Here is a 19,993-nt window from a genome sequence, read left to right as displayed (position 1 = left end):
GGGGCTCTTCGGAGCCCTTTGTTTTCTCTATTTGAAACGAGGTTTGCGTGTTATCTGAACGTGCTGCACAAATGGTGATCTTCTCGGCGTTGATCAAACATAAAAACTTTACCGCTGCGGCAAAGAGCTTAGGCGTGTCTGTTTCTCACGTCAGTAAACAGCTCAGCCAGTTGGAAGCGTCACTGGGTATCAAGCTCGTGCAACGCACCACGCGCAGCTTCACGCCAACCGAAGCGGGGCAAACCTTCTATCACCATTGTGAACAAGTGGTGCAAGCCGTTAGCAGTGCCACGTTAGAGATGGAAAGCCAACGCGATGAAGTCGCCGGTTTGGTTCGTCTCGGTTTGTCGCAGTCTTTTGGCACGTTGCACATCATCCCTGCCATTCAAGAACTTCGTGAGAAATACCCGCAACTGCAAGTCGAAGTGCATTTGTTCGATTACAAAGTCGATATGCTCGAAGAAGGCTTGGATCTGTGGATTACCAATAATGAACATTTGCCAGAAGGTTACATTGCTCAGCGCTTAGCAGATTGCCAATTTGTGGTTGCTGCTTCGCCAGATTACTTACTCAAGTTCGATACGCCAACCGAACCGAATGACTTGTCGCAGCACAACTGCCTTATTTACCGCAGTTGGGAGCGTGACTACACCAGTTGGGCGTTCACCAATCGCGAGCAAGAGCTCAACGTGAAAGTCTCTGGCAACTACTCGGTCGATTTAGCAGAAGCGGTGCGTGATGCCGCAATCGCAGGGTGGGGGATTGCTTACTTAGCCACTTATTTGCTGGGGGATGAATTCCGCTCAGGCAAACTAATACAGCTTCTACCTGATTGGAGAGCCAGCCAATCCATGCCGTTTTATGCGGTGTACCCAAGCCGTCAACATATGCCGAAAAAGATCTCAGCAGTGATCGAATTCATCAAACAAAAGATCGGATCGCCTTGCCATTGGGATCAGCGATTAGCACCGTATATTTCGATTCCGAAGTAGGGAATACACAAAGTGATTTGAATCACAAAATTTTTCCAAATCCAGAAACATCTTTTCCATTTGGAAATAATAACTTTAGGCAAACGTTTATCTTTATTTAATTCAAAGAGTTATTTTTCTGGTTAAAGAGTGAGCAGGCGAGATTCTCAGCCTGTTAACATCCCCAACTTGCAGCTTTTTTTACGCTCTATACAATCCGACGCCTTTCCTGTTCCCCCTTTTGTCGGATTCATTTTATGAACTCAATTCTTGGTATCGTAGCCATCCTATTCGTAGCATGGCTGCTTTCGACTAACCGTAAGAACATTCGTCTACGAACGGTGTCTTTGGCTTTTGCTCTGCAAGTAATCTTCGCGCTATTGGTACTTTACGTACCAGCGGGTAAAGAAGCGCTTAACGCAGTAACTGGCGCGGTTTCTAACCTAATCAACTACGGTCAAGAGGGCATCGCGTTCCTATTCGGCGGTCTTGCGACCAACGGCTTTACCTTCGCGATTAACGTACTTGGTATCATCATCTTCTTCTCGGCACTGATTTCTGGTTTGTACCACATCGGTCTAATGCCAAAAGTGATCAACCTAATCGGTGGTGGTCTTCAGCGTTTGCTAGGTACAGGTCGTGCAGAATCGTTATCTGCAACAGCGAACATCTTCGTTGGTATGATTGAAGCGCCGCTTGTAGTAAAGCCATACCTGAAGCACATGAGTGATTCTCAGTTTTTCGCAGTAATGACTGGTGGTTTGGCATCGGTTGCTGGTGGCACGCTAGTAGGTTACGCATCACTGGGTGTGGATCTTAACTTCCTAATCGCGGCAGCATTCATGTCAGCGCCTGCAGGTCTTCTGATGGCAAAAATCATGATGCCAGAGACAGACACCACAACACCAGATATCGACCTAGACCAAGTAGAAATGCCACGTGCAACCAACGTGGTTGAAGCAATGGCAGACGGCGCAATGTCTGGTTTACGCATCGCAGTGGCGGTAGGTGCAACCCTATTGGCGTTCGTGAGCGTTATCGCGATGCTAAACGGCATTCTAGGCTGGTTCGGCGGTCTATTCGGTATGGAACTGAGCTTCGAGCTAGTACTTGGCTACCTATTCGCACCAATCGCATGGTTGCTAGGTATTCCTTGGAATGAAGCTATTGTGGCTGGCTCACTGATCGGTAACAAGATTGTGGTAAACGAGTTCGTAGCCTTCATCCAACTGATGGAAGTGAAGTCTCAGCTAAGCGCACACTCACAAGCTATCGTAACCTTCGCACTGTGTGGTTTCGCAAACATCTCAACCATGGCAATGCTGATTGGTGGTCTAGGCTCACTCGTACCAGAGAAGCGTTCATTCATCTCGAAATACGGCTTCCGTGCAATCGCAGCAGGCGTAATGGCGAACCTGATGAGCGCATCAATCGCTGGCGTGATTTTGAGTCTTTAATTGAAAGGCGATGGAAGGTTCCCTTAAGTGGGGAGCTTCTTCCAATTGAAGTAATAGAAAGAGAAGAAATGAGTATCCCTAAAGGCATTTAGGGATACTTTTTTTCGTTAAGCGGCTTTAAGATCTTTTGCTTGAGCTAGGTGCTCTTGAATACTTAAAGCCAATGCTTTTGCAAAAGGGACAGCAACAGCATTACCAATCATCTTGTAGCCCGCTGCAACATTGTTGTAAACGAACTCAAAGTCATTCGGGAAGCCCTGAATTCGTGCGCACTCACGCACACTCAGACGGCGATATTTGTCTTCGTGACCTTCCACAAACTTAAACTTGTCTGTCTCTACTTTTTCCATTTTTGGCGCGCCTGGGTGAATCGGTGCGTGGCGACCGCCAGCCTGAATGGTAAAAGAAGGCTCATCCCAAGTTCTCACTCGGTTTCGAGACATAAACATCGTAGAGAAACCGCCAATCATGTACTCGTGGTTTAGCACTTTTACATCTGGGTTTGGCTTCTGCTTGTCTAATGCAGGCACTGCCGTTCCATCAAGGTCTGCAATCACGTGCTTCAAGGTGCGACGTTCTGTTTTTTCCATTGGTTCTGGGAAGGTGTACTTGATGTTTAAGTCACTTCTGAAGCCAATAAAGATAACGCGCTTTCTGTCTTGCGCAGCGCCGTAATCAACCGCGTTCATCATCTGGTAATACAAATCATAACCAGCATCTTTAAACATCTGCTTGATGTTGTTGAGCGCGTTTGCATGGCGTGTGTGCTGCATACCACTTACGTTTTCAGCCAAGAAGAACTTAGGCTTTTTTGCTTCTAGGATACGGATAAAATCGAAGAACAGCTGACCACGCTTGTCTTCGATACCACGTTGCGCACCCGCTTCACTCCAGCTTTGGCATGGTGGACCACCAATAATACCGTCACATTCAGGCACTTCATCCGCATCAATGTTTGTGATACTACGTCTGTCCAACGTAGTGTGAGGATGGTTCTTCTCGTATGTCGCCCAAATATCTTTATCGTATTCGTTAGCCCAAGTTACATTGAACCCAGCTTGTTCGAACCCTAGGTCTAAGCCACCAGCCCCAGCAAAAAAAGAAACGATTCGTTGTGTCATGCTCTGATATATGTCGTCTAAATAATGGGCGTATTGTACCAACTTACTGTACATAAGGCCAGTGATTTTTTCTCGCGTTATTTCAATAAGTTGAATGTATGGCTGCACTTATACCCAAGTAACCTCGAGATGCTAGGTTCAGCGAGAATGACTTGGTTTGTAGACGCGGCGGCGATTTAAAGATCTAGTCATTCTAAATCAAGAATCGGCAACAAAGTATACAAGCCAAGGCAGCTCGCCCTTTGGGAGCGTGTCATTGACCCGATTGCTGCGTCAAACAACTTGGAAAGAGCTGGCTATTAAACTGCGTTGTTTTCCTTACTCTCGAATCAATGACAACGCTCTGAATCCTGCATCTTGAAGTCACTTGGGTATAGTAGAAGCCAGACTCAGAAAGCGCGATGGGTGAGAGGGCATTGAGTTAATACTTCAAAATAAGTGACAAGCTCATCGGCAAGTTTTGGATTGTTGCGACTCAAATAGTAGGCATTCACCTCGGAATGTGTCCCTTCGTAGGTGGTATCAGGCATGTTGACGAGATTCATTGATGCAACATAACGGTAAATAAATTGAGTCTCTGTCAGGTTACCCGTGGAGATAATGATTGTGTCATCGACGATGATAAATTTAGCGTGCAAAGAGGTGTTGAAGTAATACGCCGTGTTTGGTCTTTGTTTGAGGAAGTTGACCATCTGGAGAAAGTTAGTGGTATTAGAAGGCATCCGCGTTTCCACTAACTGCTGGCTGATGCAAACGTAGTGTTTACCTGATTTTTTAATTTTGTGTTCATCCGTATAGGTTTGGGAAATGACGCGCAGCTCGACATCGGGATGGTTAGGTATTAAGTTCTGATCATTAATGTGCTGTGCACACAGAATGACCCTTTTTCTCGCATTGCGAATCAGGGTATAAATTTTATCCTGCACAATGGTATTGGATTCATTTAAAAAGTGAGCGGTAAAGTAGATGCCTTGATCCCATGAGGGGGAAGACAATCTCTCTTGTGTCTTCTCTTGATAGCTATACCCTCGTTTTTTCTCGTAATGTTTGATGTTTTCGCTATTGATTTTTAAGTGGTCAAAAAACTCCTGACACCTTTGATGATCGTGTTCTGAGTTTTCCGTATGAACCAATAACTCATGCTTAATTAAGTCCCTGACAGCCATATTTGAAGACGTGACCATGGAGTGACTAGACCCCGATTTGAACTTAATAAATAGGTGTTTGATATGGAGAGAGTAGGGCATTCTTCCTCGAGAGAAGGGCTTAACATACTTCGATCGGACATACATATGATCACAGATGTACAAGTTGATTTTTGGATTCTCAGACTTGGCAAATCTGCCATATAAATATTGGGCGATGTCTTTTTTGGAGAACGGTTTTTTCTGTTTACTTTGTAGTGCTTTGTTTTTGCTTAGCTTAGGTGCGAAAGTGGGAGATTGCGCCGGAGTTTTATCGTAGCCCTCTAAAGGAATAGAGAAGATATTCAATGTAATTCCAGCCTTCAACGCTGATCCAATCATACTTTCCAGCATCAATTTGTTATTGCATAAATACAACGCGAGATTGATCTCTTCGATCTGCTCTTTTTGTTGGTCGATAAAATCGCAAATGAAATCAGTAAATTTGGGGCTTCCACCTTCCGCGTAAAACTCATAATCCGGTAGGTTTTGTTTTGGTGATGGACCATCAAACAGTATTCTTTCTCGCATGGTATTTAGCTGTACAGAAACAAATGAAAACCACTATACCGCGACTAAATTGTGTATTGGCTGTGTTTGAATGAACTTAGAAGTGGTTCAAAAAATACTCACTCTCTATTGAGTCATATTGTTATTAACGGCTGGGGTTAGAGTTACAGCCAATAAAAAAGGCTCCGCTGGAGCCTTTGTTCATCGGGGGGCGTACTTACTTTTTGGTGTGGAACTGTTCGCATGCCAGCATTGTGTTCTCAATTAGGCTTGCCACTGTCATCGGACCAACACCACCTGGTACTGGGGTAATGAAGCTCGCGTTTTCACGTGCTTTATCGTATTCCACGTCACCCACTAGTTTGCCTGACTCAAGACGGTTGATACCCACATCAACCACAACCGCGCCTTTCTTAATCCACTCACCAGGAATGAAGTTCGGCTTACCAACCGCAACTACAACAAGGTCTGCTTGGCGAACGTGACCTTCTAGGTCTTTGGTAAAGCGGTGACAAGTCGTTGTTGTGCAGCCAGCAAGAAGCAGCTCAAGAGTCATTGGGCGACCAACAATGTTTGATGCACCAACCACAACTGCGTGTTTGCCACGTAGTTCGATGTTGTAACGGTCAAGAAGCGTAATAATGCCTTTTGGTGTACAAGAACGAAGCTTAGGAATGCGCTGTGCTAGACGACCCACGTTGTAAGGGTGGAAGCCATCCACATCTTTCTCTGGGTGAATGCGCTCAAGAACGTGCGTTGCGTCGATGCCAGCAGGAAGAGGCAACTGAACAAGAATACCGTCGATTTCTGCGTCGTTGTTCAACTCATCAATTAGAGCCAGCAATTCTTCTTCCGACGTTGTCGCAGGAAGGTCAAAAGACTTAGAGACAAAGCCAACTTCCTCACACGCACGGCGCTTACTGCCAACGTATACTTGAGAAGCTGGATCTTCACCAACTAGAACAACTGCAAGACCAGGAGCGCGAAGACCAGCTTCAATACGAGCTTTCACACGTGCTGCAACTTCGGATCGAACAGTTTGGGAAATAAGAGTTCCATCTATATTTTGAGCAGTCATGACTTTCCTTTTAAATTGAGAAGGCAAATTATTTGCGGCGCATTGTCGCAGAAAATCTATTTAACATCCACACGCAAACGTTTGCTTTGTGGTGTTTTTGAACATTTAGCCTTTTGGTGCCCTTTTTTTAGGCATTCAGATCAGAATGTTATGAAAACTCGTTGATTTAAGCGCTTGAACTCGTATAATCCTGTCCCTGTAGCGCGCCCTTAGCTCAGCTGGATAGAGCACGTCCCTTCTAAGGATGTGGTCATAGGTTCGAATCCTATAGGGCGTGCCATTTATTCAAAAGCCCCGATAACTCTCTGAGTTGTCGGGGTTTTGTCGTTTTGGATTGTCCAAAATGACTCATTTCATAGAATTTGGTTCTCTTCTATTCCATTTAGTAAATCATGAAAAAAATAATTCTAACCGCAGTTGTGCTTTCTATTTTAAGTGGATGTGTCACGCGTAAAGTTCGTGTGCTTCCACAAGCTGTCAATATTTCTCCGATTACTGACGTAGCAATTAAAAATCTTAATTGTCAGATGGTGGACTCTTACACGATTGAAGATATCCATCCTAACAACGTTGACCGTATGTTGAAGAATCAAACATACGCATCGGGAGGTAACCGTTATCACATTGCTACCGTGCTCGATACCAGTCGTGGTCGTCCTTCCAGTGTGGTTGCTGAGTTGTATCATTGTCCATCGGCACCGAGCGTAAGTGTGGCTAAAGCAACCAAGACCATGCTATTGCCTGGTGCCAATGAGGTGCAGCCAATCTCATTTGCAGAGGTGGAAAACAATGAGTGTAAAGTCATCGGTAACCAAGTTGTGTCTGAGCAACAAAAAGGTTCCTTATTTGAGGAACTTGCAAACCAAGTTTATATGGCGGGTGGTAACCGATATCACGTGGTGAAGGTGATAGAAACCGATGGACAAACCCCAACGTCAGTTTCAGCAGATATTTATCGCTGTAAGCACCGCTCTGTAGCTTACGAATAGAACAAAAAAGCGCTAGCTAAGAAGCTAGCGCTTTTTTGTTTAAAAGGGGCTTAGATCTTTTTAAAGATGAGTGAGGTGTTGATACCGCCAAACGCAAAGTTATTGCTCATTAGGTATTCAACATTGAGCTCGCGACCTTGTCCTGAGATGTAATCTAGGTCGCCACATTGTGGGTCTAGGTTCTCTAGGTTAAGGGTCGGGTTAAACCAACCTCCGTGCATCATCTCTAGGCTTAGCCACGCCTCGATAGCGCCACAAGCTCCTAGGGTATGACCGAAGTAGCTCTTCAATGAGCTGATTGGCACTTTACCGAGTGCATTTGCCGTGGCGTTGCTTTCTGCAATGTCGCCGCGGTCAGTCGCCGTACCGTGCGCCGATACATAATCGATTTGATCTGCCGAAATGCCTGCGTTCTGTAGCGCCATCTCCATACAGATTTGCATGGTTTCCATTTGAGGTTGTGTTACGTGCGCAGCATCGCAGTTGCTTGCAAAACCAATGATCTCGGCATAGATTTTCGCGCCGCGAGCCACTGCGTGTTCGTACTCTTCTAAAACCAATGTACCTGCGCCTTCGCCAATTACTAAGCCATCGCGCTCAGTATCGTAGGGTCTTGGGGTACTTTTCGGTGCGTCGTTTTTCAAACTGGTCGCGAAAAGGGTATCAAACACAGCCGATTCTGTTGGGCAAAGCTCTTCAGCGCCACCTGCAACCATCACGGTTTGGTAACCGTGCTTAATGGCTTCGTAGGCGTAACCAATCGCTTGGCTGCCAGAAGTACATGCGCTACTGGTTGGGATTACGCGACCTTTTAAGCCAAAGAACAGACCAACGTTAACTGCAGTCGTGTGTGGCATCATTTGTACGTAAGTTGTCGCGGTAATCGCTTTGGTGGTTTTATCATTTAGCATTACACCAAATGCGCCAATGGCATCGGTACTGCCTGTAGATGAGCCGTAAGCGATACCGGTTTGACCGTTAGTGAGAACATCATTGCCAATCAGACCAGCTTGGCTTAGCGCGTTTTCTGTTGCGACAGTCGCAAGCTTAGAGACACGACCCATACCGCGGACTTGTTTGCGTTTGTAATGCTTCGGTAGTTCGAAGTCAGTTACAGGTGCAGCAAGCTTGGTGTTCAAACCATCATATTGCTCATAAGAAGGCATGTATTGAGTGGCGTTCTGGCAGTCGCGCAGTTTAGGCTCTACTGCTGACCAATCGTTACCAAAGGCGGTAACACCGGACATACCTGTCACAACGACTCGACGACTCATACTAAGCCTCCATTTACTGAGATAACTTGGCGGGTAACATAACCTGCGATATCAGACATCAAGTAGCTTACCAGACCAGCCACTTCCTCTGGTTCACCCATGCGACGAAGAGGGATTTGCGGCATCGCGTGCTCTTTTACGTGCTCATCCACCATGCCAGTATCAATAAGACCTGGTGCCACACAGTTCACGGTGATCTTACGTTTTGCGAGTTCAAGCGCGAGAGATTTCGTTGCGCCAATCACGCCAGCTTTTGCCGCGCTGTAGTTGGTTTGACCGCGGTTGCCCATCAGACCAGACACCGACGCGAGAGTCACAATACGACCGCCTTTGCGTTTTTGTACCATTGGCATTACGCAAGGGTGCAGTACGTTGTAGAAACTATCTAGGTTGGTATGAATCACGCCATCCCATTCTTCTTCCGTCATAGCTGGGAAAGCAGTATCGCGAGTGATGCCAGCATTGTTGACGACACCGTAGTAAGCACCATGCTCTGCGATGTCGGCTTCTAGTTTAGTACGGCATTCTTCGCGGTTGCTGATATCAAACTGGATCAGACGACCCGAGCCACCATGTTGTTCAATGGTCTCTAAAGTGTTTTGTGCGCCTTGTTGATCGCCCATGTAATGCACGACGACGTGGAAACCGTCTTTGGCAAGTTGAACGGCGATGGCTTTACCAATGCCTTTACTGGCACCAGTTACGAGGACTTGTCGGGTCATTGTTGACTCCTGATTTTCATTTCTTTTAATTTTTCTTCTGATGGAACGTATACGTTCAACTGACAGGTAGCGATGGTTTTTTCTTGCCACTCCATGCGAGCAGAAAACACCGCCATGCCATTGTCTTCCATCATTTTCTCGGCATACACGTCGAGCTGTTGACCTTGAGTAAAGGCATCGCACTCAGAAGTGTAACGTCGACTGCCTAATAAGAACCCAATAGGTGGCTCCTGTCCTTGAATAAGGGCATGGTAGCCAGACCAAGCGGCAACAGACTGTGCCATAAACTCTATACCGACATACGCCGGAACCGTTTGAGTATCACGGTTGAAGAAAGGGTTATGCTCGCCAATATCAACCTGACAATGGATGGTGTCTTGTTGAATATCGATAGCACGATCAACCAAGATCATTGGTCTATCGTGCGGAAGCAGTTGTTCAATTGGGGGAAGTTTAGTCATGAGCGTAACCAAAAATAAGACTAACGTTATTACCGCCGAAAGCAAAAGAGTTGCTTAAAATCGCTTTTCCACCAAGTTTTGATGGTGCTTCAACGAGGGAGATTTCGATATCTTCCGCTTTGTTTGCGCAATGCTGGACGGGGAGATCGAGATCGTAATTCAAAATATGCCATGCGATTGCCGCTTCAGTTGCGCTGGCGGCACCTAGAGTATGACCAGTTAACGGTTTGGTTGAGCTCACTGATACAGCATCGCCAAAGCAGCGGAAAATGGCTTTGCTTTCCATCGAATCGTTCAATGGGGTCGCGGTTCCATGCGCATTGATGTAACCAATATCTTCAGCCGTTAAGCCAGCGTTTGAAAGGGCTTTGTTCATGGCCTCTTCTGCACCTAGTCCCTCTGGGTGTGGTGCAGAGATATGGTGTGCGTCAGAGCTGTCTCCTGCGCCTAACAACGCCACTTTGGCGGGCGTGTGGCTCAATAGCATGATGGACGCGGCTTCTCCGATATTAATACCCGAACGATCTGCATCGAATGGTAAGCAGTGTTTGTCTGACAGGGCTTCTAGACCACTAAAGCCATTTAAGGTCAGGCGACATATGGTGTCGACACCACCAACAATCACGGCATCGACTAGCCCCGATTTTAAAAGACGTTGAGCGGTGATAAATACGCGTCCACTGGAAGAGCAAGCTGTCGATACAGCGTAATGAGGACCTGTCAGTCCAAAATACGCGGCGACAAAGTCACTGCAATGACCAAGCTCTTGCTTACGGTAATGGTAATCGTCTGGGAACGCACCATCTGAGAGCTTTTCTGCAAAGGCAATTTCACCATCTGCAATGCCGGAGGTGCTGGTCCCGATCACTACGGCAATGCGGTCTGAGCCATATTGGCTAATGGCTTCGCGGACTTTGGGTTCGATCTGCCAAATGGCAGAGAGTGCGAGTCGGTTGTTTCTAGAATCAAACGAATGCAACGCCTGCGGAAGCGTTGGTAATGGTTCTAAGACGCGTCCAATAACGGTTTCTCGATCGTTATTCAGAATGGTTTTATCCACGACCATGTTCGATGGCTTAGAACCTGATAGACATTGATGAATGCTTGCATCATCGTTACCCATCGCGGAATGAAAGCCGCAGGCCTGAATATACAAAGGTTGAGGAGAGCGAGTAGACATAGTGTTGTATTAGGATCGTTCTTAATTTAATTGATACTGCAGTGTTTGAATAGAAATCGAAAACGGATGTTGAAGGTGATTAAAGCTAATCTTACCTTTCAGTTTGTCTTGATTCTCATAGCGGATGTCTATGATCTTTTCACCGTCGCTATTAAACACGGCTCTAGAATATTCATCATCAATCATTCGCCACCTTACCTTATTTAGCGGCGCTTCCCAAGCAGAACTCGGCCACAGCGTGATCATTAGGTTGAATAGTACTTGCTCCGGTTCTGGCAACGTGCCATCGAGACCGGTTAAAACTTCTGTATTTATCTGCTCACCATTGTAGTTGAGGGATAAAATTCGGGTACCCCAAGAGGAAAAGCCGGCTAGTGTGACATCGTTGCTGTTCACTTGTAATTGCACTGGCAGTTGTTCTTGTCTCTCTTTTCCTTCTGCGGTCCAAGTCGCAGTAATCAACTGGCTTGCTGTGAGGTGATAACCGAGATCGTTCGGGGCAGGGAGCGCGACAGAGACTCCTTGTTCTATTTCGACGCTAGGCGTTGATTGTTTGGGTACTAAGCTGCAAGCACTGAGTAAAGTTACCAAAATCATTGTGATGAAAATACGCACGGCCGTGGAAGTGCTCATTGTGATTTTTCCTTAGTCATAATAGCAATCGGCGAGAGTAGCCAAGCGATGAAAATGCCGCTTAAAACGGTCACACCAAAGCTATGAATCGCATGGGTTTGACTTAGAGAGAGTAACCCAAAAGACAATACCGTTGTGATGGCAGAGAGCGTAATCGCGAGAAGAGTGCTCAAACTGCGTGCTTTCTCAGCAAAAAATAGGGTGTAGTCGATACCGATTCCCAAGATCAGGATCAAGCCTAACAAGTTAAATAAGTTGAGTGTCGAGCCAGCAGCAACCGCGGCAGCGAGACCTCCAATACAAGCAATTGCTGAAGGGAGTAAAATACGCCAACCGTGGTGAAAGCCGTAGCGTTTGACTAGAACGGCAAAAATAATCGCGGCAGCAGCAAATAACAGCTCCATGATTTTAATGCGGTACTCGCCAAATAATGTCGAGATCTCTTCGGCTTTGTTTAAGTAACTGATATCTGGTTGAGACTGCGCAAATGCTATTACAATTTCTGGGTCGTTCAACTTGTTTAACGTGATGACCGCTGCCGATTGGCCTTCGATTTCTCCCAAGTAGAGGAAGCGAATTGGTTCGGATACCGGATTGTTTAGATAGTCTGGCAAACTGACTGGCACAAGGGTGTTTGTCAGTTTTGGCTTGTGTGCCAGTTGTAAGCCTGATGCTAAAGCAGAAGCTTGCGTTTGGTACAGATTCGCTATCAGAGCAAAATCACTTTGTTGGCGTTCGGTTGAGCCCAGATACTTACTCAAACTTTGATAGCCTTCAATGATGTTGGTTTGTTGCCATTGCTGTAGCGTAGGGTCAAGTTGCTCTAGTCGTTGAAGTAGAGATTGATCCGTGTCGGCGGTGACCACAAGCATTTGTTGAGAAGCCTGCATTCCACTGACTTTTGTAATCAAAGCTTCTTGCTGCTTTAGCGTTTCTGGCATGGCTTGCAATTGGCGAATGTCATCGTCGTACTTCAACTGAGTGAGAAAATAGCCGCTGATGATAAGACAGATAAGCGGCAGCCCAACTTTCACACTAGGACGTTGCCACACAGATAACCATGCAGATAACAACCGATGACCCGGTACTTTCACCGCATTGCGAGAAGGTTTCACTGCGAGAACCGGGTACCAAGCCACTACAGTTGAGTAAGCGGCAATCAGTCCGATAGAGGAGAAGAGGGCAAGTTGCTGCAAGCCAGGGAAAGGCGCAATCAACATGCCTAAATAGCCAATCAAACTGGTGATAAGACCTAAAGTGATGGCAGCAAAAATATGTTTGAGACCTTTTCGACTGTCCCACTGGCTGCCTTCAGATAAACGTTCAGTCAGATAATGGAAAGCGTAGTCTATTGAAACGCCAATCAAGCTTGCACCGAAGACCAAACTGAATAGATGGACTTTGCCAAATACCCAAGTGGTGACGCTAAGAGCAATCAGCAAGCCAACCGAAATGGATAACAGCGCTAAAGAGAGCGGTATTAAACTGCGGAACACAACCAAGAACAACACGATGATGCCCAATAAAGAGAACACGCCAATAGTGCTGATTTCTGATTTCGCACTCTGAGTGCCAAAGTCTGCGTAAAACAGTACGCCGGTATGCGCGGCTTTAGCACCAAACTGTGTGGCGATGGATTGCTCTAGTTGTTCGATTTTTGGAACGACACTTTGAGTCGAGAGAGCGTATGGAGAACCACTGAGTGTCGCAGTGATTAAGAGGTATTGTTGACCATCTTTTTCGACAGACAAGTAGCCATTATCGAGTCTAAACGCTGATGTTTGCTGCGTGACTTGACTTAAGTAATCACGAAACAGCAAGAACGGATCGTTTTGTAGCTCTTGACCTGTTACGCCCGAAAACGGGTTGTAAAGGGATTGAACCACATATTGCACTTGAGCTTGTGGGTCTTGGCTTAGTCGCTCTCGTTGTGCTTGAGTCAGTTGCTGGAAACGATGATTGAAGTAGTAGCTTGCCCAAGCTTGTTGAGCGTCAGGTGATATTTTCCCGACGACGTTGGTAAACTGTTGGGTTTCTCTTAACCCTTTTTCAAATGCGCCAGCGGCTTTTAACAATTGTGTTTTGTCGGCAGCGGTCAGTACAAAGATGATTTGATCACTCATACTGGTGGAGACTGCTTCAAACGCTTGCTCTGCGATTGGATTTTGCTGATTTTCAGGCAGCAGTTTTAGGATGTTGGTTTCAATCGGCGAGTGTTCGCTCCCCACCCATTGTTTTAATAGCAGAGCGCTTGCGATCACAACTAAGCTTAACCAAAGCCAAGCCAATGCGTATGAACCTAGACGGAATTTAGAAATCAAATTGAGCCTTTTCTGCATCCGTTAATTCCTTTGGCAAAGACGCTTGTTGAGTAAACTCAATCTCTGTTTTGTCTCCGCGCAGTTCTTCTAGCATTAATTGGTCAATATGAGTGTTACCAGAGAGCGTGATGGCTTTAAACACCGCGTTAAGTGGCGCTTGTTTTGGAGTGAGAACCAATTGCCATTGACCACTATCTTGAGCAGAAAAGTCCAGCGTAAACTGTTCTTTCAATGCTGCGGTATCACCATGGAAAACCGATAGAAATACATGGCTAAAATAGAATGCCATTGGGTTTTCTTGTGCGGTGATGGTTTTTGGCGCTTGGTTAGCAAAGCTCTGGCGTAACTTGTCTTGAGTTAAAACCAAGTTTACGGCAAATGGGATCTGCTGTTGCCAAAGTAAACCGTGCGATTTGCTGAGAGTAAAAATGCCTGTTGAAGTAAGCGGTTGATTAAACATCTCTAGGTGACGGCTTTGCTTAAAATCGCCGCGGATTACTTCGTTTTGTGACAGCTGCGCCTGCAATGAGTCGAGATCCACCACTTTTGCCCTGCTCGGAGTCGAGAATGATACGAGCAGAGCCATAGACACAAATAAAGAGAACAAGGATTTGCGCATTAAGATAGGCTCCCACACTTATGCCACTGCTCTACTTTATCTAGAAAAGCGGCAGGAGAAACAAAGCACATTTCTTGTTTTTCGATAGAAACTGCCACTTGCGTGGTATGAGCTTTACACATGCGCTGATCGGTTTTGGCATCATAAATCATGTAGTCTACGCGCAAGCGGTTTTCCCACTCAGTGAGCGTCGCGGTAATGCGAATCTCGTGGTTGAATGGGATTGCCTTTACATACTTCACGCGGGTGTCGATGATTGGCCACATGTAGCCCGACGCTTGCATATCACGGTAGCTGTACTCAATCTTCTCCATTAGCACTCGGCGTGCTTCTTCGAAGTAACGAAAGAAGTTGCCGTGATAGATGACGCCCATCGGATCAGCATCCTGAAATGAGGTGACCATTGTCACCTCGGTTTCTAGCGGGTAAAGGACTTGTTCTTGCATTACGCCTCCGCGTACAACAACCAGTGACGTTGTTGGATTTTAGCGATGAAGTTACGTAGATCGTGCTCTAGTGGACGGTCTTCGACAACAAACTCGAACTCTTCCAATACCGCATCGCGAATCATCTTCAAGTTACTGCTCATGTGGTGTTCGTCTAGCTCATTATGGCGGCGACGAATCTCTACCGCTTGAACACTCGCCAGCAAAGATGCCGCTGCGACTTGTTCTGTCAGCTCAAGAACGCGCATACAGTCGCGAGCTGCAATCGTACCCATGCTCACTTTGTCTTGGTTGTGACACTCTGTTGAGCGTGAGAACACGCTTGCAGGCATGGTGTGTTTTAGCGCTTCTGCTGTCCAAGCTGAAATACCAATCTGCACCGCTTTAAAGCCATGGTTGATTGGCTTACGTTCGCCTTCCGCGCCCGTCAGATTGAATGGCAGACCATTGTTGAACTTGTAGTCCATTAACTGAGCCATCTGACGATCCAGTAGATCCGCTAGGTTCGCGATGTTTGTTTTCAGTGTGTCCATCGCCATTGCAATATGACCGCCGTAGAAGTGTCCACCATGCAGTACGCGTTCGTTGTCGCCATCGATGATTGGGTTGTCGTTTGCGCTGTTAAGCTCGTTCTCGATCAATTGACGCAACCAAGGAAGAGAATCTTGAACCATGCCGATCACGTGTGGAGCACAACGCAGAGAGTAACGATCCTGCAGGCGGTCACTGTTGCGTGGTGGGCGTTCCGCTTTAAGGTCGTTACGTAGCCATGCCGCAACTTGTTGTTGACCCGGATGAGGTTTCACTGCGAAGAGGGCTTCATCAAAGTGGAAATCATTGCCCTGCATACCTACCGATACCATCGCCGTGATCTTAGTGCACAACTGAGCAAGGTATTCTGCGCGTTTGTAAGCAATACACGCCAGAGCAGTCATCACGGATGTGCCATTCATCAGCGCCAAACCTTCTTTTGGTTTGAGCGTAATTGGAGTAATGCCAAGTTCAGTAAATACATCAAGAGTTGGGCGTACTTCACCTTTGTAAAGCACATCGCGCTCACCAATAAGCGCCGCAGCAAGGTAAGACAGTGGTGTTAAGTCGCCACTAGCGCCAACCGAGCCTTCCTGCGGGATGCGTGGTGCAATGTCGTGGTTGATCAGGTTGACGATTTGGTTCAACAGATCATGCGAAACACCAGAAACCCCCTGTGATAGAGAACATAGGCGAGTTGCCAGCACTGCTCTTGCTTGCTCATGAGACAAGATCTCGCCTAAACCACAACCATGAAAGCGAGTGAGGTGAAGGGGTAATTCATCGACCAATGCTGGTGGGATTGCAACAGTGCAAGAGTCGCCATACCCAGTGGTTACGCCGTAAATTACGCCTTCTTCTTTAAGTAATTTTTCTAGGAATGCCACACCGCGATCAATCTTCGATGTGAATTCCGGTGACGCATTCATGTTTGCTTTTGCACCGTGTGCAATCGCGACGACATCTTCAATCGAAAGGCGTTCTGCACCAAAGGTGATGCTTTGATTATTGTTCATTGTCATGTTGCTGATTACTTAAAGTCCAGAAATTAAAAAAGTTGTACCACTGCAATGGAGCTTGCAGTGTGTGATGTTCTAATCGTTGCGCATATTGCTGAACCACGTTGTCCAGCGCTTCTTGGCGACTCTTACGTGGTAAGACGATTTGATCACTAAAATGTTCAAAATATACGTTAAAGTGCGGCGTTTCGGCGTTATCGTCTCGTAGACCAAACAGCAGATAAACTGGAGCTTTCAACACTGAAGCCAACATAAATGGTCCCTGTGGGAAGGGCGCTGGCTTGCCTAAAAAGTCCGCCCAAACGACGCGGCTTTCAACGCTGGTGGAAGTGCGATCGCCAACAATCACCACCCATTCACCTTGCTCTATTTTTTGTTGAAGCAAAATGGCGGTATCGGGTCCCATCGAACTCACTTGGATAAGGTTAAGCTCGGAGCTTGGGTTGACAGCCTTCATCACGGCATTAAATTGCTCGGCGTGCTCGGTGAACACCAATGCATTGATTTTCACGTGTGAATGTCGGCGACCAAGCGCTCTACACAATTCGATGTTACCAAGGTGGGAACCAAGAATGACCACGCCTTGTTGTTTTTCAGCCATCTCTTCGAAGTGGTGCTGACCATGAATGGTAAGATTGTCCACACTGAAATCACCTTGCCAAGCTGCCAACTTATCAAGCATGGTTCGCCCAAATGACAGCAGGTGCTGATAGCTGTCCAAAGGTTGAGGTAGGGTGATGTTCTGTTGTTTCGCGTGTTGTTGCAATTGATCTAAGTAGATCTCAGAAGCTTGTCGAGCAGACTTACCTGTTAGGTGGTAGTAACGCATTACGAGCTTCAAAATGAGGTCAAAAACTTTGCGTCCAAATACTCGATAAACGGCTAATAGGGTTTTGATCCCCAACACGGTGCCTTGTTCTTTTCGCTTTGACCAATGAGCGTCGCGAGATGTTGCTTGCTTGGATTCGTTTGCACGCTTTTGCTTACGAGCCAGCAATGAAGGGATGCGAGGCAACATGCCAAAGAACAAACGTGTGTGCATCCAACTGATTTTTACGTTGTCCCAAAGTGCATCAAAATGAGAAATGCCACCTTCAGGGTAAATCACGCGTGTTGGTACGAAATCAATATCAGTGCCTTCCCAATACATACGAACTAAGATCTCAATGTCGAAGTCCATGCGCTTACCAATGTCGTACTTGTGGAGCACGTCCACAGTTTGGGTAAGAGGGTAAGCTCGAAAGCCACACATGCTGTCTTTGATAGAAAGCGATAGCGTCTCAATCCACACCCAAACATGGGTCGCGTATCGTCCGTAGAGACGTGATTTAGGTACGCTTTCGTCGTAAACCGGTTGTCCAGAAATTAGTCTGTTTGGGTTAGCCTGCGAAGCCTGCAATAACGTTGGCACAGCCTCAAGGTCGTGTTGCCCATCGGCATCTATCTGAATTGCATGAGAGAACCCTTGTAGCAGCGCTTGCTTAATACCAGCCATTACTGCGCCACCTTTACCTTGGTTTTCTGAAAGGCGAATCAAGGTGATTTTCTCTTCATTTGCTAAAGCATCTAGAGCACGTTTTGTCTCTTCATTACTGCCGTCATCAACGACTAAAACTGGCAGGGAAAAAACAGACAACGACTCAACTACAGCCGCAATCGTGCTGCCATGGTTGTAGCATGGAATAAGAAAACAAGGGTGGTATTGGTTCTCGTTGCTTGCGCTTGTCACGTTAATTCCCTAGCTTCATTTTGCCTGAAGAATGAACTACGGTTTGCTCGCCCGAGATCGACGTGTACTTAAATGCCAGTTTTTCACGCTCTGCATCCCAAGAAAGCGTAAGACTAACGCACATATCCGGTAGGATAGGTTCTTGGAATTTGATGACTTCCATGCCTTTGAACAGTGTTGGTGTGTTCAAGTATTCGACCGCATAAAACAGCGCCCAATCGATTTGTGTTACGCCTGGCAACAATGGGAAATGGGTAAAGTGACCTTGGAAATCCAAGATGTCGGCATCGACACGCATTTTAATCGTCGCGATGTGATTGTCGATATCAACCTGTTTGAGCGTTGGTTTTCTTTTGTCCATGATGAGTTCTTTTATTCTTGGAACAGTTTTTCTATTTCAGCGATCTGGCGCTTGCCTTGGCTATTGAGCGGAATCTCGTCTAAAACGCGGAATTTTCTTGGAATAGCAATCGGCTCTAACCAGCTACGCAAGGCTTTTCTTAGCGCTAACCAGAACTTACCTTTCCCGAGTTCTTGCAGTGTTTGATCGCCTTCGTTGGTCAAGACTATCACTGCAAATAGAGACAGCCGACCGGCATCTTCCATCGGGATGACGGCACTTTCTTTTACCCACGGCAATTGCTCTAAACGCTTCTCGACTTCGACCAACGAAACGCGCTTTTCTTCAACTTTGACGATTCTGTCGGTGCGACCGCGTAGTTCGAAGGAAATACTATCATGGAAATAGCATTCATCTGCAGTTTGATACCACGCGTTTTCATCAATGTGGGGGGAGCGAAGCTTTAAACAGTTTTCATGATTTAGAGCGGCTTCAACACCAGGGAAAAGAGTCCAAGGTTGGGTAGCAGATAGTTGCTGTCGATAAGCGATACCACCCGTTTCGGTACTTCCGAAGACCTCTAATGGGTAATCACCAAACAATTGCTGGCTGTGATTGGCAGCATCATTAGCTAAAGGACCTCCAGAAGAAAAAACGCAGCGTAACGCCGATGGTTGATGCTCTTCTGTCAGGCGTTTAAGTAATGCAGGGCTACTGATCAATGTTGTCTCTGTAGAGGCAAAATGTACAATCTGCTCTGGAAATTCTAAGTTATGAGCGGCAAAAGGGCGCCCAGAGCACAATGGCCAGAGAACGCGGAATAGCAATCCGTAGATATGTTGGTGAGATACTGTGCTCTCGATATGAGAACCTTCCAGTTTGTCTCCCCATAAGCCGTCAAGAATGGCGACTTCCACATCCAGTTGTTTGAGTGTTTTTCTGATCGCTTTTGGTTTACCGCTTGAACCTGAGGTAAACAGCGTGACGTTGATATTCGCAAGTGGCAAGGCTTGCCATTCACAAATGAGAGAATCGAAACTTGTATTCACGTGCAAAGCTGAGAGCCCTGTCGGAATCATCACTTCAGTGTCGTGCAATACAAGATCGAAGTGCTCGTCGAGCTCTTTTAAAGCTTCAGGTTGGTAATTGCCGGGAAGGACGATGGATTTTCCAGCATGGCAACAAGCAAAGAAACTGAGCGCAAAAAGGTAGCTGTTGCCAAAACAGAGCGCGATTCGTTGGGCATTAAGCGCTTCTAACGTTGCTCGCAAACTGGCGACGTTATGCTGAAAAGACTCCCACGTCATGGTTTGGTTTCTGTCATACGCAATCGTGGATTGTGCCTCTCTATTGGCTGTCATTAAGGTCGCAATAGAGGAGAAGTTTAACGAACTTGTGTTCATACGAT

General features: G+C 46.5%; 18 protein-coding genes and 1 tRNA gene. 4 read left to right on the top strand and 15 right to left on the bottom strand.

From position 1 onward, the window contains the following. Positions 1-47: 47 nt before the first annotated feature. Complete coding sequence (locus tag AACR11_RS28700) at positions 48-992, top strand: LysR family transcriptional regulator (protein WP_005446456.1); 945 nt, start codon at positions 48-50, stop codon at positions 990-992. Between the two features lie 236 nt (positions 993-1,228). Beyond that, complete coding sequence (locus tag AACR11_RS28695; RefSeq protein WP_005446458.1) at positions 1,229-2,428, top strand: NupC/NupG family nucleoside CNT transporter; 1,200 nt, start codon at positions 1,229-1,231, stop codon at positions 2,426-2,428. 107 nt (positions 2,429-2,535) lie between these two features. Here the strand turns inward: AACR11_RS28695 and AACR11_RS28690 are convergent, their stop codons facing one another. The 3 genes from AACR11_RS28690 to folD form a co-directional block, all read right to left on the bottom strand. Continuing rightward, positions 2,536-3,549 carry a DNA cytosine methyltransferase gene (locus tag AACR11_RS28690; protein ID WP_005446460.1) on the bottom strand — a complete coding sequence of 338 codons (1,014 nt, stop codon included), beginning with the start codon at positions 3,547-3,549 and terminating at the stop codon, positions 2,536-2,538. 389 nt (positions 3,550-3,938) lie between these two features. Continuing rightward, complete coding sequence (locus AACR11_RS28685; RefSeq protein ID WP_029788088.1) at positions 3,939-5,264, bottom strand: hypothetical protein; 1,326 nt, start codon at positions 5,262-5,264, stop codon at positions 3,939-3,941. 196 nt (positions 5,265-5,460) lie between these two features. Continuing rightward, positions 5,461-6,321: a bifunctional methylenetetrahydrofolate dehydrogenase/methenyltetrahydrofolate cyclohydrolase FolD gene (folD, locus tag AACR11_RS28680; RefSeq protein ID WP_005446463.1), complete on the bottom strand. Its 861-nt coding sequence runs from the start codon at positions 6,319-6,321 to the stop codon at positions 5,461-5,463. Between the two features lie 203 nt (positions 6,322-6,524). Between folD and AACR11_RS28675 the strand changes: the two genes are divergently transcribed. Next, a tRNA-Arg gene (locus AACR11_RS28675) sits at positions 6,525-6,601 on the top strand. Positions 6,602-6,713: 112 nt separating this feature from the next. Beyond that, on the top strand, positions 6,714-7,310 hold the full coding sequence (locus AACR11_RS28670) for a hypothetical protein (RefSeq protein WP_009701281.1): 597 nt from the start codon (positions 6,714-6,716) through the stop codon (positions 7,308-7,310). 50 nt (positions 7,311-7,360) lie between these two features. On the opposite strand, the gene AACR11_RS28665 is transcribed toward AACR11_RS28670, so the two are convergent. Genes AACR11_RS28665 through AACR11_RS28610 form a run of 12 tightly spaced genes read right to left on the bottom strand, consistent with a single transcriptional unit; the run spans position 7,361 to position 19,988 of the window. Continuing rightward, the gene (locus AACR11_RS28665) at positions 7,361-8,584 is read right to left on the bottom strand and encodes a beta-ketoacyl-ACP synthase (RefSeq protein ID WP_005446466.1); all 1,224 of its coding nucleotides are present in this window, start codon (positions 8,582-8,584) and stop codon (positions 7,361-7,363) included. After that, positions 8,581-9,306 (bottom strand): 3-oxoacyl-ACP reductase FabG, encoded by a 726-nt coding sequence (fabG, locus tag AACR11_RS28660; RefSeq protein WP_029788652.1) that lies wholly within the window; start codon positions 9,304-9,306, stop codon positions 8,581-8,583. Before fabG ends, AACR11_RS28665 begins: the two co-directional genes overlap by 4 nt. Next, positions 9,303-9,767: a hotdog family protein gene (locus tag AACR11_RS28655; RefSeq protein WP_017188383.1), complete on the bottom strand. Its 465-nt coding sequence runs from the start codon at positions 9,765-9,767 to the stop codon at positions 9,303-9,305. Before AACR11_RS28655 ends, fabG begins: the two co-directional genes overlap by 4 nt. Beyond that, positions 9,760-10,947 carry a beta-ketoacyl-[acyl-carrier-protein] synthase family protein gene (locus AACR11_RS28650; protein ID WP_029788651.1) on the bottom strand — a complete coding sequence of 396 codons (1,188 nt, stop codon included), beginning with the start codon at positions 10,945-10,947 and terminating at the stop codon, positions 9,760-9,762. The genes AACR11_RS28655 and AACR11_RS28650 overlap by 8 nt, the downstream gene beginning before the upstream one ends. Positions 10,948-10,968: 21 nt before the next feature. After that, positions 10,969-11,580, bottom strand: a complete 612-nt coding sequence (locus AACR11_RS28645) for a DUF3261 domain-containing protein (RefSeq protein WP_029788649.1) — start codon at positions 11,578-11,580, stop codon at positions 10,969-10,971. Further along, positions 11,577-13,919, bottom strand: a complete 2,343-nt coding sequence (locus AACR11_RS28640; RefSeq protein WP_029788648.1) for an MMPL family transporter — start codon at positions 13,917-13,919, stop codon at positions 11,577-11,579. Before AACR11_RS28640 ends, AACR11_RS28645 begins: the two co-directional genes overlap by 4 nt. Continuing rightward, positions 13,891-14,520: a LolA family protein gene (locus AACR11_RS28635; RefSeq protein WP_029788647.1), complete on the bottom strand. Its 630-nt coding sequence runs from the start codon at positions 14,518-14,520 to the stop codon at positions 13,891-13,893. The genes AACR11_RS28640 and AACR11_RS28635 overlap by 29 nt, the downstream gene beginning before the upstream one ends. Then, positions 14,520-14,966 carry an acyl-CoA thioesterase gene (locus AACR11_RS28630; RefSeq protein WP_009700651.1) on the bottom strand — a complete coding sequence of 149 codons (447 nt, stop codon included), beginning with the start codon at positions 14,964-14,966 and terminating at the stop codon, positions 14,520-14,522. Before AACR11_RS28630 ends, AACR11_RS28635 begins: the two co-directional genes overlap by 1 nt. After that, the gene (locus AACR11_RS28625; RefSeq protein ID WP_017188379.1) at positions 14,966-16,519 is read right to left on the bottom strand and encodes an HAL/PAL/TAL family ammonia-lyase; all 1,554 of its coding nucleotides are present in this window, start codon (positions 16,517-16,519) and stop codon (positions 14,966-14,968) included. The genes AACR11_RS28630 and AACR11_RS28625 overlap by 1 nt, the downstream gene beginning before the upstream one ends. Beyond that, positions 16,503-18,245 (bottom strand): glycosyltransferase family 2 protein, encoded by a 1,743-nt coding sequence (locus AACR11_RS28620; protein WP_029788646.1) that lies wholly within the window; start codon positions 18,243-18,245, stop codon positions 16,503-16,505. The genes AACR11_RS28625 and AACR11_RS28620 overlap by 17 nt, the downstream gene beginning before the upstream one ends. Position 18,246: 1 nt before the next feature. Continuing rightward, positions 18,247-18,606 (bottom strand): ApeI family dehydratase, encoded by a 360-nt coding sequence (locus tag AACR11_RS28615; RefSeq protein ID WP_009700649.1) that lies wholly within the window; start codon positions 18,604-18,606, stop codon positions 18,247-18,249. Between the two features lie 11 nt (positions 18,607-18,617). Next, positions 18,618-19,988, bottom strand: coding sequence for an AMP-binding protein (locus AACR11_RS28610; protein WP_029788645.1), 1,371 nt, complete (start codon positions 19,986-19,988; stop codon positions 18,618-18,620). Positions 19,989-19,993 lie beyond the last annotated feature (5 nt).

This window comes from Vibrio sp. L85 (assembly GCF_963871815.1).
GTDB lineage: Bacteria > Pseudomonadota > Gammaproteobacteria > Enterobacterales > Vibrionaceae > Vibrio > Vibrio harveyi.
This window is presented reverse-complemented; position numbering and strand designations above follow the sequence as displayed.